Below are 12276 nucleotides of genomic sequence, written 5' to 3' on the forward strand. Positions count from 1 at the left end.
GTTGCCATGATCCACGGCAACGGGTGTTTTGTCATAGTTCTGGGAGCAAACGGGGAGCAGCGGCGGTCATGTTTGGCTGACCACTCCTGAGTTTGATTTGTTCGCTCCCCGGCTGACCACCACTATGTCGCAAATGTGGTCACCGTTCGAGTTCGGGCTTGGCGGTGCGCTCCCAACGTTTTTGCAGGCCATCGACGAGGCGCTGTTCGACGATGGGGGTGACGTGGCTGTAGATCCCGCGAACACCCGGTAGCCGATGACCCAGCCGCTTCGCCTGAGCGGCTTCCGGAACGCTGTCCTCGATCATCCAAGTCTTGTGGGTGTGCCGGAGATCGTGGAAGTGCATGCCGGGGATGACCGGTGCGACCAGTCCATCGGGTGATCCGTCGGTGGCGGGTCGCCAGAAGCGGCGGCTGAAGTTGGAGCGCCGGTACAGTCCGCCGTCTTCACCTACGAAGACGTGGGAGTGGTCATGGCTCTCCAGATGTTCGCGGAGCCGAGCGACCAGGAATGGCGGCAGCAGGATGGGCCGGACAGCGGCTGGAGTCTTCGGAGACCCGAGTTCGAGTTTGCCGCTGACCTCGTGAAGGGCTCCGACGTTGTACCTGCCGAAAATGCGTCCGTGCAGCTCAGGCGGCATGCTCGTATGCGTGGAGGATGCCGCCGAGGCGGTCGCGTCGACGGATGTCGAGCCGGGTGAGCCGGTCGGGGTCGGTGATCGGGGTGGGTAGTGGGGCCAGCGGCCGGGCGTTGCCGAGACCCTGATGCGGGCGATGTCCGTTGTAGAAAGCCTCGTACTCGCGCAACGCGTGCAGCAGATGCCGCTGGTTGAGGATCAGTGTCCGGTCGAGGAGTTCGCGGCGGCAGGTCCGGACCCAGCGTTCCATGATCGCGTTCATCCGGGGCATCCGGACGCCGGTGTGCACCACGGTGATGCCGGCGTCGGCCAGGATCGTGTCGAACAGGGCCGGGTACTTGCCGTCCCGGTCGCGGATCAGGTACTTGACCTGGCAGCCGGCGTCTTCGACGTCCATGACCAGATTGCGAGCAGCTTGGGTCACCCAGGATGCGGTCGGGTGCGCGGTCGCGCCGAGAATCCGGATGCGGCGGCTGGCATGGTCGATGACCGCGAGGATGTACAGGCGGGTGCCGGTCAGGGTGATCGTGTCGAGGAAGTCGACGGCCAGGATCGCCCCGGCCTGTGCCCGCAGGAACTGTGCCCAGGTCGTGGTCGTGCGGTCCGGGGCCGGGTCGATGCCCGCCGCTCGCATGATCTCCCAGACCGTGGATGCGGCGACCTTCACGCCGAGGGTGAGCAGTTCGCCGTGCACACGCCGGTATCCCCAAGACGGGTTCTCCGCCACCAGGCGCAGCACCAGTGCACGGATCGACCGGACAGTGGGCGGGCGTCCACGCCGTCGGGGCCGGGACATGGCCGCGTGGCGGCGGGCCTGCAGATCGCGATGCCAGCGCAACACCGTGTCTGGGCGCACCAGCAGCCGCAGGTTCTTCAAGGCCGGCCTGGACAGCGGGCTGAGCAGCGCGGCCAGCCACGCCCGGTCGGCCGGCTCGAACCGGACCCGCTGCCCACCGAGCTGGCGCTGCACCACCGCGAGCTGATGCCGCAAGACGAGGATCTCGGTGTCCTTGTCGCGGTCACTGCCCGGCAACAGCCGCAGCAACGCGAACGCGTTCGTGATACCCAGGTACGCCAAGCGCAGCAGCATGAGTCAGCATCCTCGCGCAGTCACCAACGACGAGGATTCAGGGGACACCGACACCAGAACAGCCATGATCACCACGCCTGCCAGAACGCACTCTGACCAGCGCGGATGTATTTTCGGCAGGTACAACGTCGACTGGGAGGAGGAGCTGCTCCTGGAGGTGAGACACAATCCGGAGGTCGGTGAAAGATTGGTGAGAGTTCCGCAAACCGATCCGAGATGGCCGGCCGATAAAGGTTGGCAAAAGATGGCTCAGACGATTGATAACGTGGAAATCCATTACCAATACCAGACGACAACAGGCGCAGTTGACGACCTCAAGGTGAAGGACTGGGTTCCGGGAGCGACCGACTGATGGTTATGCGTGTAATCTGTGTTGGAAATCGTGGCAGTGACTTGCCGGAATCAGTCCTGAGTCGAAGCGGGAACTTCAAGTCAACTAATTTTCAGTTAACGGTCGACGGCGCCTACGTGGTTTACGCAATGGCGATCAGCCGAGGAAATCTCATGCTCCTTGTCTTGAACGACGGTGTTCGGCCGATCTGGGCTCACGTTGAACTGTTCGATTTTACCGATGCCAAAATCCCTTCTGGCTGGAGCTTTGTTAATCGAGACGAAGGAATATTTGGAATTAGTGCACTGTGGGGGTACCGCAGCATGATTGAAAACCCTTCGCACAATGATGACTTGATGGAGCGTGAGCGTAGCGCATGGGGGGACTTCCTGGCAGACAATGGAGGGGCTTTTGAGGAAGGGCCGGATCAGGAGAAGATCCGGACGCTGAGCAAGGCATACAACTTTGGTCGTACCTTTTTAAAGCCTCCCAGTGCGGGATAGTGTGCCGGCTGATATTTTGCGTTTACCCAAATTATTCGGGATCTGTATTGGTAACGGAAGGGATGCCGACCTCCTACGGGAAGCTGACCCACCGTCTGAACCCGCCTCCCGGAAACGCTACCCGGGAGCCCTATTCAGAACGTCGTCAGGCGATGCTTGCCGGAGAACAGGTCCGTACGGTCAGCGCGTTCGCCGGTCGGCGCGACGAACCCGTCGGAACCCCCGCGAGACCGTCGACTGTGAACACCCGAACAACTCACCCGCAACGTCCTGCACGTTGTCGTGCCGCAGCAGGAACAAGGTCAGCACCACCGCCCGATGCAGATCCAGAACCTTGCGACGGCCGTTCCTCGGCTGCCAGTCACCCACAAGGGTGGACACCGTAAGAATCAGCGCCGCGAGTTGGTCCGGGCGCATCCCGGTCATACGCTCACTACGCGGCGGCCGTCCACCGAGGTACTCCTGAGTCCACACAACCCAGGCGAACCCTCACCGGACGGCCGCCGTTACGCATCGTCACCCGGACGCGGGACCACGAGGAAACGGCCACCGCGTTCTGAATAGGGCTCCAGGTCTCGTGTGCCAGGGGAGCAGCACGGCTCCTGCCAACGAGTACGTTCGAGCAGCTCAACGACCATTCGCATCGGCTATGGGGAGCACCACGACGATGAAATCGGTGTCCCCGGCAGGGGCCACGCCGGGCTGCTCCCCGAAATCGACGATCGGCAGGGAGCAAACGGGGTGGCCACGGGCGGCACCGAACCGTGCTGAACAGCGTCCAGCAGCGCCGGTCAACCGCGTCTCACCAGCGCCGATTTGCATATCGCCTGGTCAGTGGCTTGATCGGGTTACGTTCACACCGGAGAGGTCACTGGTTCGATCCCAGTATCGCCCACCAGTATTGCTAGCTGCGAAGACGCTCGGCCTTGTGACCCACGAGGCCGGGCGTTTTGTCATGCTTGTGGGAGCAGATCGGGAGCAGCGCCTCGACTCCTGAGGAGGCCTCTTCCGAGAAGCGCGCTGGTTCGGGATGTCAAGCAGGGCTCGGCAGCGCTGCAGGAGTCTCAATGTCGTCGTGCGGCGGGGTGGTGCGGCCTGGCATTACGACGACAACGAGGTGGTCAAGGCCAAGCACCGCACCTATGGCCAGTTCCGCGGCTACAAGACAGTGCGGACCTTCACCGGTGACGGCGCCAACGACCCGCGTACCCAGTCGGACACCAGCTTCCACCGCGGCATGTCGAAGAACAACGACACCGTCGTTCAGGTGACCGACTCCCTCAACGGCGAACACGAAGACCACGACGAGCTCGCCGGCCGGACGCTGGAGACCATCACCTACCAGGGCGAGAACGGCCCGGCGGACAGCTCGGCGATCACCGCCTACTGGATCTCGGCCGCGACAGCGACCCGCGCCCGCAGCGGGCTGACAGCCATGACCGCCAACCGGATCGCCCCGGCGCTGACGGTCAGCAAGAGGGTCACCAGCAGCGGTAGCCCTGCTCGGCCTGGGCGGCGCAAGCTGCCTCGGCGAGTCATGGCGGTTGCTGACCGGACGGCCCGCACCGACCGCGGGGTAACGGCGGAACCCGGGTCACCGCCGAGCCCGTCTCCGCTTCGACGGCCAGCCAGGGGATCCTTGTCGGCTGCGATCGGCCTGGTCGTCCTGGCGCACGCGGGCATCGTGAGGCTCCTGTCCACGGCCCGACCGGGACGCGTGCGCGGGGGCGGGGACGCGCCGTACGGGAGTCACCCGACGGGGCCCGGGTAGGAAGCTCACCCAGGGGTGCCAACGCACTAATCACTCCCGGGTCCCGGGGCGATGGCCTCAGGTGCCGACGCTCAGGACAGCAGGCCGTGCTCGTGGGCGAACACCGCGATCTGCACCCGGTCGCGCAGCACCAGCTTGCGCAGGATCGCCCCGACGTGCGTCTTCACCGTCGACTCTCCCGCGAAGATCTCTGCGGCGATCTCTGCGTTCGACAGGCCGCGGGCCACTGCCCGGAAGACGACCCGTTCCTTGTCGGTCAGCGCGAGATACGCGTCCGGCACCGGCCTCGGAGCCGGGAACTGTCTGGTCAGCAGGGTCGTGAGGTCGGTGGGGGCGAGCACTGCGTTGCCCGTGTGGACGCTGCGGACCGCGTCGGTCAGCTGGGCCGGCGTGGTGTCCTTCAGCAGGAAGCCACTCGCGCCGTGCCGGATCGCGGTGGCTGCCCGGTCGTCGAGGTTGAACGTGGTGAGCACGAGCACCCGCACCGGCGGGGAGGGCGCGGCGGCGTAGATCTGCCGGGTCGCTTCGACGCCGTCCATCACCGGCATGCGCAGGTCCATGAGTACGACGTCCGGCCGTAACTCCTTCACCAGGCGTACCGCGTCCGCGCCGTTACCCGCCTCGCCGACCACGGTGATTCCCGGCTGGGCGTCGAGGATGACCGCGACACCGGCGCGGAACAGCTCCTGGTCGTCGACGACCAGCACGGTGATGTCGCTCATGACAGCGGGATCCTCGCGGTCGCGACGAAAACTTTGCCCCGCACCCCGGTGGACAGGGTGCCGCCGATGGTGGCGAGCCTCTCGCGCATGCCGTCCAGCCCCGACCCCGACCCGGGTGACGACAGCCGGTCACCGGGGGCCGGCTCGATGCCGTTGCGGACCTCGATCTGCAGGGCGTCGGAGGACCAGGTCCGGCGTACCGTCAAAGCCCCTCCTCGCAGACCGTGCCGGATCGCGTTGGTCAGCATCTCCTGAAGCACTCGGTAGGCAGCGGCCCGCTGCGGCTCGGGCAGCGCCCGGGGCGTGCCGTCGTGCCCGGTCACCACCTCATGGCCGCCGGCGCGCAGGTTGTCGATCAGGTTGTCCAGGTCGTCGGTGGTGTCGCCGGTCGCGGTCAGGACCTCCCGCACGTCGTGCAGCGAGGCCCGGGCCGACATCGCGATCGTAGCGAGCGCCGATTTGAGCGCGGTGGGGTCGTCGTCCGGCAGATATCGTCCGGACTCGGCCTGCGCCAGGATCACGGCCAGGGAGTGGCCGACGACGTCGTGCACGTCGCGGGCCAGGCGGGTCTGGGCCTCCCGCACCCGGGCGATCTCCTCGGCCCGCAAGCGTTCCCGGGATGCCCGGTCCAGGTCGATACGGGCCCGGCGGGAGATCCGCAGGGTGAGCCCGCCCAGCCAGGGCATGGCGAGCAGCGCACCGAACACCACGCCGGCGCCGATCCGCCAGCCGAGCCCGAGCTGGTCGACGGTGGCCACGAACAGGTCCTGGGAGGCGTACGGCGGGTCGATCCAGATCAGGTCGTTGCCGATCAGCACGACCGCGACCACCGGCCCGGCGACGAACGAGGAGGCGCTCGCCCACAGGACGGCCCGGTCACCCCAGCGGGCCAGCCCGAACGCGATGACCGCCCACGCCGCCTGAGTGAGCAGGAACGGCGTCGCCGTGGCCGCCTGGCCGATCGCGGTCATCCAGACCAGCCCCAGCGAGACCGGGGGGACCCGCCGGACCAGGCCGACGGCCAGGGCGGTGCCGAGCACGACCAGGGTGAACAGCAGGGCGCGGTCGGACTCGCGAATGTTGTACTGCAGTGCGAGCTCGAGGCCCCCGGAGAGCAGCACGCCGAGTGCCGCAGCGGCGCACAACAGCGTACTGCGATCTTTCACGCCGCCCACCCTAGGCCGCGCGTTCGCCGGTCGGCCCGTCGAAGGTCACGCCATCGATGATCGTGGGCCGGGCGTGGTGGCGCGTCGCCCTCAGGTACCGATCGTGTCGTGCCGCCGATACCTGGGTACCGGCGGCTCCGACTCGAGATGGATCCGCCACCGGCCTGATCGTCGCCATGCTGGCCGACATGAACGGCATGAGTGGCATCTTTCTGGAGTTCTCCGCGGCGACCGTGGGGGTCGTGGTGGCGGCGGTGCTGGTGACAGGCTGGGTGCTGGTGCTGTGGCGGCGTCGCGATCTCACGGCGCGACGGCTGCTGCTCGCCGGTGTGACGAGTTGCTACCTGGCCGGGGTCGCCATGGTCACCGTGCCGCTGCAGGTCCGCACCGGCGACTTCGGCAACCTGATCCCCTGGTACGAGAGGGCGCATCTGGTACCCCTGGCCGGCCTCGACACCACCACGGTCGTGCTGAACATCGTGATGACCGTCCCGGCGGGCGTGCTACTGCCGCTGCTGGTCGAAGTGCGCGGCGTAGGGCAGGTCGCACGGACCGGTCTGGCACTGAGCGCCGTGATCGAGTCGATGCAGTTCGTCACCGACGTCCTGATCAGCGGCGGGCGGACGGCGGACGTGAACGATCTGGCCGCGAACACGCTGGGCGCGGTGCTGGGCTACCTCCTCTACCGCGCGCTGACCCGTGTTCCCGTGATCGCCTGCCTCGCCGCGGGAGGGCGGCCGGGGACACCGGCCCCGTCCCGGACGACCACGTCACGAGACGCCGAGTCCTCCATCGTGCCGGATCGGCACCGTTCAGGCGCCGCGACGGCTCCTGGTCTTTGAAGACGTCGATGGTCGGCTCTCGGGCTCCACCGGCCGGGTTGAGGTGAAGTCCTGGCCGGTTTCGTCACCGCAAGATCCACGTCCGATCATGTCGCCGGTCGTGGATTACTACGGGAGCTTCCAGCGCACGGCGATCGACGAGGAGAACCTCTTAGCCCGGCAGCCGGACGTCGTCACGGGCCTCGGCCCGGAACAACTGACCCGGCAGTTGGAGGAGGAGTTGCAGCGGGTCCGGCGGGAGTGGATCCCCTTGATGCAATTCCATGTCGGCAGTTTCTACCTCGGCCGTTTCCTGATCCGCGTCGACGACCTCACCGCCCTACAGTTCGACCGAGCCGCCTCCTGGACCGAGTTCACCGAACAACGGCCACCGGCCGCGAGGCGATGGTGCTGCGGCTGCTCGCCGACGGCCTGAGCAACGCCGAGATCGGCGCCCGGCTGTTCATCAGCGGGAGGACGGCAAGCGTCCACGTCACCAACGTCCTGCGCAAACTCGACGTCAAGAACCGTACGGAGGCGGCCGCCCTCGCCCAGCACGCCGGGCTTCCCCGGAAACGCGCCTGACGCTCGGCGGGGGCGGAGCTATCGTCGCTGCATGACGGAGCAGCGACCCACACTCGCCGATGTGGCCCGGGTGGCCGGGGTCTCGCGGGCAGCGGCCTCACGGGCGATCAACGGGACCTATGGCGCGTCCGAGGCCGTCCGGCGTCGTGTCCGTGAGGTCGCCGCCGAGCTCGGGTTCGAGCCGCATGCCGTGGCCCGCGCGCTGGCGACCGGGCGCGGCAGTGCGGGCCGGCGGGAACGCATCGAGATCCTGATCGTCGATCCGGATCCGGAGGCGATGAGCGCCAAACCGTTCTACGGGCGGGTGCTGAACGGCGCCATGCGCGCGCTGGGCGATCAGGACATCGCCTTGGAGGTACGCCGGGTGTCCGCTCTGCCGGTGGACGACACCGATCCGCCGTTCGGCCGGGTGCTGATCAATGTGCCCGGTGCGGCCGGAGCGGCGTACGCCCGCCGTGGCCGCACCGTCGCCCTCGGGCGGTCCGCTCCGGGTGTCGCCTTCGTCGCGCCCGACAACGACGACGGCGGGCGCCAGGCCGCCGTGCATCTGGTGGCCACCGGCCGTCGTCGTGTCGGCGCCGTGTTCGGGCCGGCGACGCCGTGCGCGAACGAGCGCAAGGCCGGGTTCCTGCGGGTGATGTCCGGTGCGGGCCGGGCGGTGGCCTCTGCCGACGGCGACTTCACGCGCGCCCGGGCCTACATGGCGACGCGGGAGCTGCTGGAGCGCGAGCCGGACCTGGATGCGGTGTTCGCGTCCTGTGACGTCACCGCCATGGGCGTGTTGCGGGCTCTGCGCGAGACGGGCCGCCGGGTGGCCGACGACGTCGCGGTCGTCGGCTTCGACGGCAGTGCCCTGGCCGAGGCGGCGGATCTGTCGTCGGTCTACATGCCGGTCGAGGACGAGGCGGAGTCCGCGATCCGTTGTCTGCTCGATCCGGCCCGGCCGGCACCGGCCCGGCTGCCGACCAGACTGGCGGTACGCGGATCCAGCTGAGACAACCGGACCGGCCTTGTCGCAGGGCAGGTCGCCCGTCGCCTTCGGGCCTCCTGTGGCGTCCCGATTCCCCCGTACAGATTTCGTAACCGGGCGGGGGCGACCTGTCCCCCTGCAACGTCGACAATGCTCGCCGATGGACCTTGTACGAAGCGTGGGAGACTTGCCCGGGACCTTGTGGATTTCTTGAATCCGCTGGTCGGACGACAGGCGTACGGAGGTCAGTTGACGGCGGAGTTCGGTGTGCTCGGCGCGGTGGAGGCACGGATCGACGGCCGGTCCGTCGACCTGGGGCACGCCCGGCAGCGGTGTGTGCTGGGTGTGCTGCTCGTGGAGGCGGGCCGCCCGGTCGCGGCGGACCAGCTGATCGAGCGGGTCTGGGGTGAGCGCGCGCCGCAGCGTGCCACCGGTGCCCTCTACAGCTACCTGTCCCGGCTGCGCGGTGCGGTGGCCGGTGCGGGCGGTGTGGAGATCCGCCGTGATCCCGGTGGCTATCTGCTCACCGTGGATCCGCAGGCGGTGGATCTGCACCGTTTCCGGCGGCTGATGACGCTGGCCCGGGCGGCCGAGTCGGACCGGTCGGCCGCGGCGCTGATCGAGCAGGCGCTGGATCTGTGGCGCGGCGATCCGTTCGGCGGGCTGGACACCCGCTGGCTGAGCGCGACGCGACGCACCCTGCTCAGCGAGCGGTTCGCCGCCGAACTGGACGGCAACGACGTGCTGCTGCGGCTGGGCCGGCACGGCGAGCTGTTGCCGGCGCTGTCCGCCGCGGTCGCCGAGCACCCGCTGGACGAGCGCCTGGCCGGCCAGGCGATGCTCGCGCTGTACCGGTGCGGCCGGCAGGCCGACGCGGACGAGCGGTACCGGCGGATCCGGAGCAGCCTCGCCGACGAGCTGGGCAGCGATCCGGGTCCCGAACTGCGCCGGTTGCACCAGCAGATCCTCGCCGCAGACCCGGCTCTGGCCGTGCCGTCGCTCGAGGCCCGTGCGTCGTCTGCCGTGCCGGTCGCCGCCACGGCGTCGGTTCCCGCCCAGCTGCCCGCCGACGTGCGGGCGTTCACGGGACGGACCGGAGAGCTCACCGCGCTGGACCGGCTGCTGGCGCCGGACGGTGACGAGCCGCCGCTGACCGTCGCGCTGCTGTCCGGCACGGCCGGGGTCGGCAAGTCGGCGCTGGCCGTACGGTGGGCGCATCGGGTCCGGGAATCGTTCCCCGACGGGCAGCTCTACATCAATCTGCGCGGCTACGACGCCGAGCAGCCGGTGGCGGTCGCCGACGCTCTGGCCGGGTTCCTCACGGCGCTCGGGGTGCGTGGCCCGGAGATTCCGCCGGGCACTGACGAGCGCGCCGCCCGGTACCGGTCCGAGCTCACCGGCCGGCGGATGCTGGTCCTGCTGGACAACGCGTCCTCGGTGGAGCAGGTCAGGCCGCTGCTGCCCGGCACCGGGTCGTGCCTCGTGTTGATCACCAGCCGTGACTCGTTGCGCGGCATGGTGGCGGTGCACGGCGCCGAACGCGTCAATCTGGACCTGCTGCCGCCGGCGGACGCGGCCGGGCTGTTGCGCAAGCTGATCGGCGTCCGGGTGGACCGCGAGCCCGAGGCCGCCGCGGAGCTGGCCGCCGCGTGTGCCCGGCTGCCGCTCGCGCTGCGGATCGCCGCCGAGCTGGCCGCCGAGCGTACGGACGTGTCGCTGTCCGAGCTCGTCGCCGAGCTGGGCGACCATCAGATGCGGCTGGACCTGCTGGACGCGGGCGGCGACCCGCACGCCGAGGTGCGGGCGGTGTTCTCCTGGTCGTACCAGAACCTGCCGTCCGGCGCGGCCCGCACGTTCCGGCTGCTCGGCCTGCATCCCGGCGAGACCGCTCATTTCGACGCGGTGGCGGCGCTGATCGGTGCCGGCGACGGTGAGACGCGGCGGCTGCTCGACGTGCTCACACGGGCGAGCCTGGTCCAGGCCGGGCGCGGCGGCCGGTACACCATGCACGATCTGCTGCGCGCGTACGCGGCCGAGCTCGCGGCCCGCCACGATCCGGAGCCCGAGCGCCGGGCCGCTCTCACCCGCCTGTTCGACCACTACCTGGCCGGCGCCACCACGGCGATGGCCACGCTGTACCCGGCCGGCGAGGAGGTGCCGGGCGACCCGGACACGGCCCGGTCGTGGATCGAGGCGGAGCGGCCCAACCTCGCCGCGGTCTGCACGAGCGGCGCGGCGCACGGCTGGTATCAGCACACCATCGACCTGGCCGCCACGCTGTTCCGCTACCTCGACGCGGGCGGTCCGGTCACCGAGGCGGTGACCGTCACGGCGTCGGCGGTGACCGCGGCCCGTGCCGTCGGTGACCACGCCTCGCAGGCGCGGGCACTGGCCAACCTGGGCCGGCTGCACCGGCGGCAGGGCCGGCTGCACGAGGCCGCCGAGACCTACCGCGAGGCGCTGGTCCTGTACGCGCGCCTCGGCGAGCCGGCGGCCGAGGCGCTGGTGCTGCGCAACCTGGGCAGCGTCGACTGGCGGCTCGGCGACTACCGGCGGGCCGCCGACCACTACCTGCGGGCCCGGACGCTCTTCGGCGAGCTGGGGGACGACGCCGGGCGTGCCGACGCGCTGGTCCGTCTCGGGCTGGTCGACGCGCGCCTGGGCGACGAGACGCGGGCGGCCCGGAGGTTCACGTCGGCCCTGGAGCTGTACGCCGAACTCGGCGACCGATTCAGCGAGGCGTATGTCCTGTCGCTGCTGGCCCGCCTGCCGCACCGTCCGGCCTCACTGGACCGGGCCGCCGAGCTCCTGGAGGAGAGCCTCGCGACGGTACGCCGCAACGGTGATCGCACCGCGGAGGCGTACGCGCTGACCGATCTCGCCGCGATCGAGGCACGCCGGGACCGCCTCGCCGAGGCCGCGGGTCACCTGCGTCGCGCCCTCGTGCTGCTCCGCCGGATCGGGGATCGTGCCAGTGAGGCCGAGGCCCTGAACGATCTCGGTCAGGTGCTGCTGGCCGCGGGTGACCCGTCGGAGGCGCGCGCACAGCACGGCCAGGCGCTGGAGCTGGCAGAGGAGATCGGCGACCGGTACGAGCAGGCGCGCGCTCACGACGGCATCGCCGACGGGGCCGGACCGCACCTGGAACGCGCCCGGAAGATCTACGCCGACCTGGAGGTGCCGGCCGCGCCGACGCTCAGTCCCGGCGCACGCCGTCGACCCACAGAACCGTGACCGGGCAGCCGCGGGATCGGGCGTACGCGACCACGTCACCGGTACCGCCGAGGCCGCGGGCCGGCAGCCCGTCCCACACCGCGAAGAGGTGGTCGCAACGGTCGACGAGGGCCTGACCGGCCGCGAGGTAGCCCTGGTCGGAGGGTTCGTCGCAGGGCAGGGTGATCACCGTGGTGGCCGCCCGCACGAGGTCCTCGAATCGGGCCCGGCTGTCACCGGCCGCCAGCGAGCCCGCGTAGCCGGGCCACGGCAGGACCGCCTCGAGGGCGCCCCCGGACGCGAGCACGTGGGCGGCGAACAGCTGGTCGGCACCGTCGGCGAGGCTCGACACCCCGAGCAGTCCGGCGCCGGTGGGCAGCACCCGCCGCCAGTGGTCCATCGCGTGTTCGGCGATGCCCGGTGGAAGCACCCGGTGACCGGTGACACCGAACCGCACATTGACCTCC

The 12276-nt window shown here is 69.6% G+C and carries 14 protein-coding genes; 8 read left to right on the top strand and 6 right to left on the bottom strand.

What is annotated here, in order from left to right; genetic code table 11:
- Positions 1-139: 139 nt before the first annotated feature.
- Positions 140-640: a tyrosine-type recombinase/integrase gene (locus tag CLV67_RS27610; RefSeq protein WP_239166590.1), complete on the bottom strand. Its 501-nt coding sequence runs from the start codon at positions 638-640 to the stop codon at positions 140-142.
- On the bottom strand, positions 630-1727 hold the full coding sequence (locus CLV67_RS27615; protein ID WP_106323410.1) for an integrase core domain-containing protein: 1098 nt from the start codon (positions 1725-1727) through the stop codon (positions 630-632). The genes CLV67_RS27610 and CLV67_RS27615 overlap by 11 nt, the downstream gene beginning before the upstream one ends.
- Here CLV67_RS27615 and CLV67_RS51210 point away from each other — a divergent pair.
- Complete coding sequence (locus CLV67_RS51210; RefSeq protein WP_146169305.1) at positions 1726-2079, top strand: hypothetical protein; 354 nt, start codon at positions 1726-1728, stop codon at positions 2077-2079. The two genes, CLV67_RS27615 and CLV67_RS51210, sit on opposite strands and share 2 nt — an antisense overlap.
- Positions 2080-2207: 128 nt before the next feature.
- Positions 2208-2561, top strand: a complete 354-nt coding sequence (locus CLV67_RS51215; protein ID WP_146169306.1) for a hypothetical protein — start codon at positions 2208-2210, stop codon at positions 2559-2561.
- A 180-nt stretch (positions 2562-2741) separates the two neighbouring features.
- Here the strand turns inward: CLV67_RS51215 and CLV67_RS27620 are convergent, their stop codons facing one another.
- Entirely contained in the window at positions 2742-2987 is a 246-nt protein-coding gene (locus tag CLV67_RS27620; protein ID WP_106323412.1) for a transposase family protein, read from the bottom strand.
- A gap of 649 nt (positions 2988-3636) precedes the next feature.
- On the opposite strand from CLV67_RS27620, the gene CLV67_RS27625 reads away from it, so the two are divergent.
- On the top strand, positions 3637-4332 hold the full coding sequence (locus tag CLV67_RS27625; protein WP_106323414.1) for a hypothetical protein: 696 nt from the start codon (positions 3637-3639) through the stop codon (positions 4330-4332).
- A gap of 71 nt (positions 4333-4403) precedes the next feature.
- Here CLV67_RS27625 and CLV67_RS27630 read toward each other — a convergent pair whose 3' ends face one another.
- The gene (locus tag CLV67_RS27630) at positions 4404-5054 is read right to left on the bottom strand and encodes a response regulator (RefSeq protein WP_106323416.1); all 651 of its coding nucleotides are present in this window, start codon (positions 5052-5054) and stop codon (positions 4404-4406) included.
- On the bottom strand, positions 5051-6220 hold the full coding sequence (locus tag CLV67_RS27635) for a sensor histidine kinase (RefSeq protein ID WP_146169307.1): 1170 nt from the start codon (positions 6218-6220) through the stop codon (positions 5051-5053). Before CLV67_RS27635 ends, CLV67_RS27630 begins: the two co-directional genes overlap by 4 nt.
- A gap of 188 nt (positions 6221-6408) precedes the next feature.
- Here CLV67_RS27635 and CLV67_RS27640 point away from each other — a divergent pair, with 188 nt between their 5' ends.
- The 5 genes from CLV67_RS27640 (at position 6409) to CLV67_RS27660 (ending at position 11830) form a co-directional block, all read left to right on the top strand.
- Positions 6409-7062, top strand: coding sequence for a VanZ family protein (locus CLV67_RS27640; RefSeq protein WP_170154021.1), 654 nt, complete (start codon positions 6409-6411; stop codon positions 7060-7062).
- Between the two features lie 100 nt (positions 7063-7162).
- Entirely contained in the window at positions 7163-7477 is a 315-nt protein-coding gene (locus tag CLV67_RS27645; RefSeq protein WP_106323422.1) for a hypothetical protein, read from the top strand.
- Positions 7447-7626 carry a response regulator transcription factor gene (locus CLV67_RS27650; RefSeq protein ID WP_106323424.1) on the top strand — a complete coding sequence of 60 codons (180 nt, stop codon included), beginning with the start codon at positions 7447-7449 and terminating at the stop codon, positions 7624-7626. The genes CLV67_RS27645 and CLV67_RS27650 overlap by 31 nt, the downstream gene beginning before the upstream one ends.
- A 31-nt stretch (positions 7627-7657) precedes the next feature.
- A complete protein-coding gene (locus CLV67_RS27655) occupies positions 7658-8620 on the top strand; it encodes a LacI family DNA-binding transcriptional regulator (RefSeq protein ID WP_106323426.1) in 963 nt (320 codons plus the stop codon).
- 225 nt (positions 8621-8845) lie between these two features.
- Positions 8846-11830: an AfsR/SARP family transcriptional regulator gene (locus tag CLV67_RS27660; RefSeq protein WP_239166591.1), complete on the top strand. Its 2985-nt coding sequence runs from the start codon at positions 8846-8848 to the stop codon at positions 11828-11830.
- Here CLV67_RS27660 and CLV67_RS27665 read toward each other — a convergent pair.
- Positions 11793-12266, bottom strand: a complete 474-nt coding sequence (locus CLV67_RS27665; RefSeq protein ID WP_106323430.1) for a hypothetical protein — start codon at positions 12264-12266, stop codon at positions 11793-11795. The genes CLV67_RS27660 and CLV67_RS27665 overlap by 38 nt on opposite strands.
- Positions 12267-12276 lie beyond the last annotated feature (10 nt).

The organism is Actinoplanes italicus, from assembly GCF_003001815.1.
Classification (GTDB): domain Bacteria; phylum Actinomycetota; class Actinomycetes; order Mycobacteriales; family Micromonosporaceae; genus Actinoplanes; species Actinoplanes italicus.

What these genes read in the sequence shown, in the direction of transcription:
- CLV67_RS27610 (WP_239166590.1), bottom strand. Translation starts at nt 640, where the DNA reads ATGCCGCCTGAGCTGCACGGACGCATTTTCGGCAGGTACAACGTCGGA.
- CLV67_RS51210 (WP_146169305.1), top strand. Translation starts at nt 1,726, where the DNA reads ATGAGTCAGCATCCTCGCGCAGTCACCAACGACGAGGATTCAGGGGAC.
- CLV67_RS27615 (WP_106323410.1), bottom strand. Translation starts at nt 1,727, where the DNA reads ATGCTGCTGCGCTTGGCGTACCTGGGTATCACGAACGCGTTCGCGTTG.
- CLV67_RS51215 (WP_146169306.1), top strand. Translation starts at nt 2,208, where the DNA reads ATGGCGATCAGCCGAGGAAATCTCATGCTCCTTGTCTTGAACGACGGT.
- CLV67_RS27620 (WP_106323412.1), bottom strand. Translation starts at nt 2,987, where the DNA reads ATGACCGGGATGCGCCCGGACCAACTCGCGGCGCTGATTCTTACGGTG.
- CLV67_RS27630 (WP_106323416.1), bottom strand. Translation starts at nt 5,054, where the DNA reads ATGAGCGACATCACCGTGCTGGTCGTCGACGACCAGGAGCTGTTCCGC.
- CLV67_RS27640 (WP_170154021.1), top strand. Translation starts at nt 6,409, where the DNA reads ATGAACGGCATGAGTGGCATCTTTCTGGAGTTCTCCGCGGCGACCGTG.
- CLV67_RS27650 (WP_106323424.1), top strand. Translation starts at nt 7,447, where the DNA reads ATGGTGCTGCGGCTGCTCGCCGACGGCCTGAGCAACGCCGAGATCGGC.
- CLV67_RS27655 (WP_106323426.1), top strand. Translation starts at nt 7,658, where the DNA reads ATGACGGAGCAGCGACCCACACTCGCCGATGTGGCCCGGGTGGCCGGG.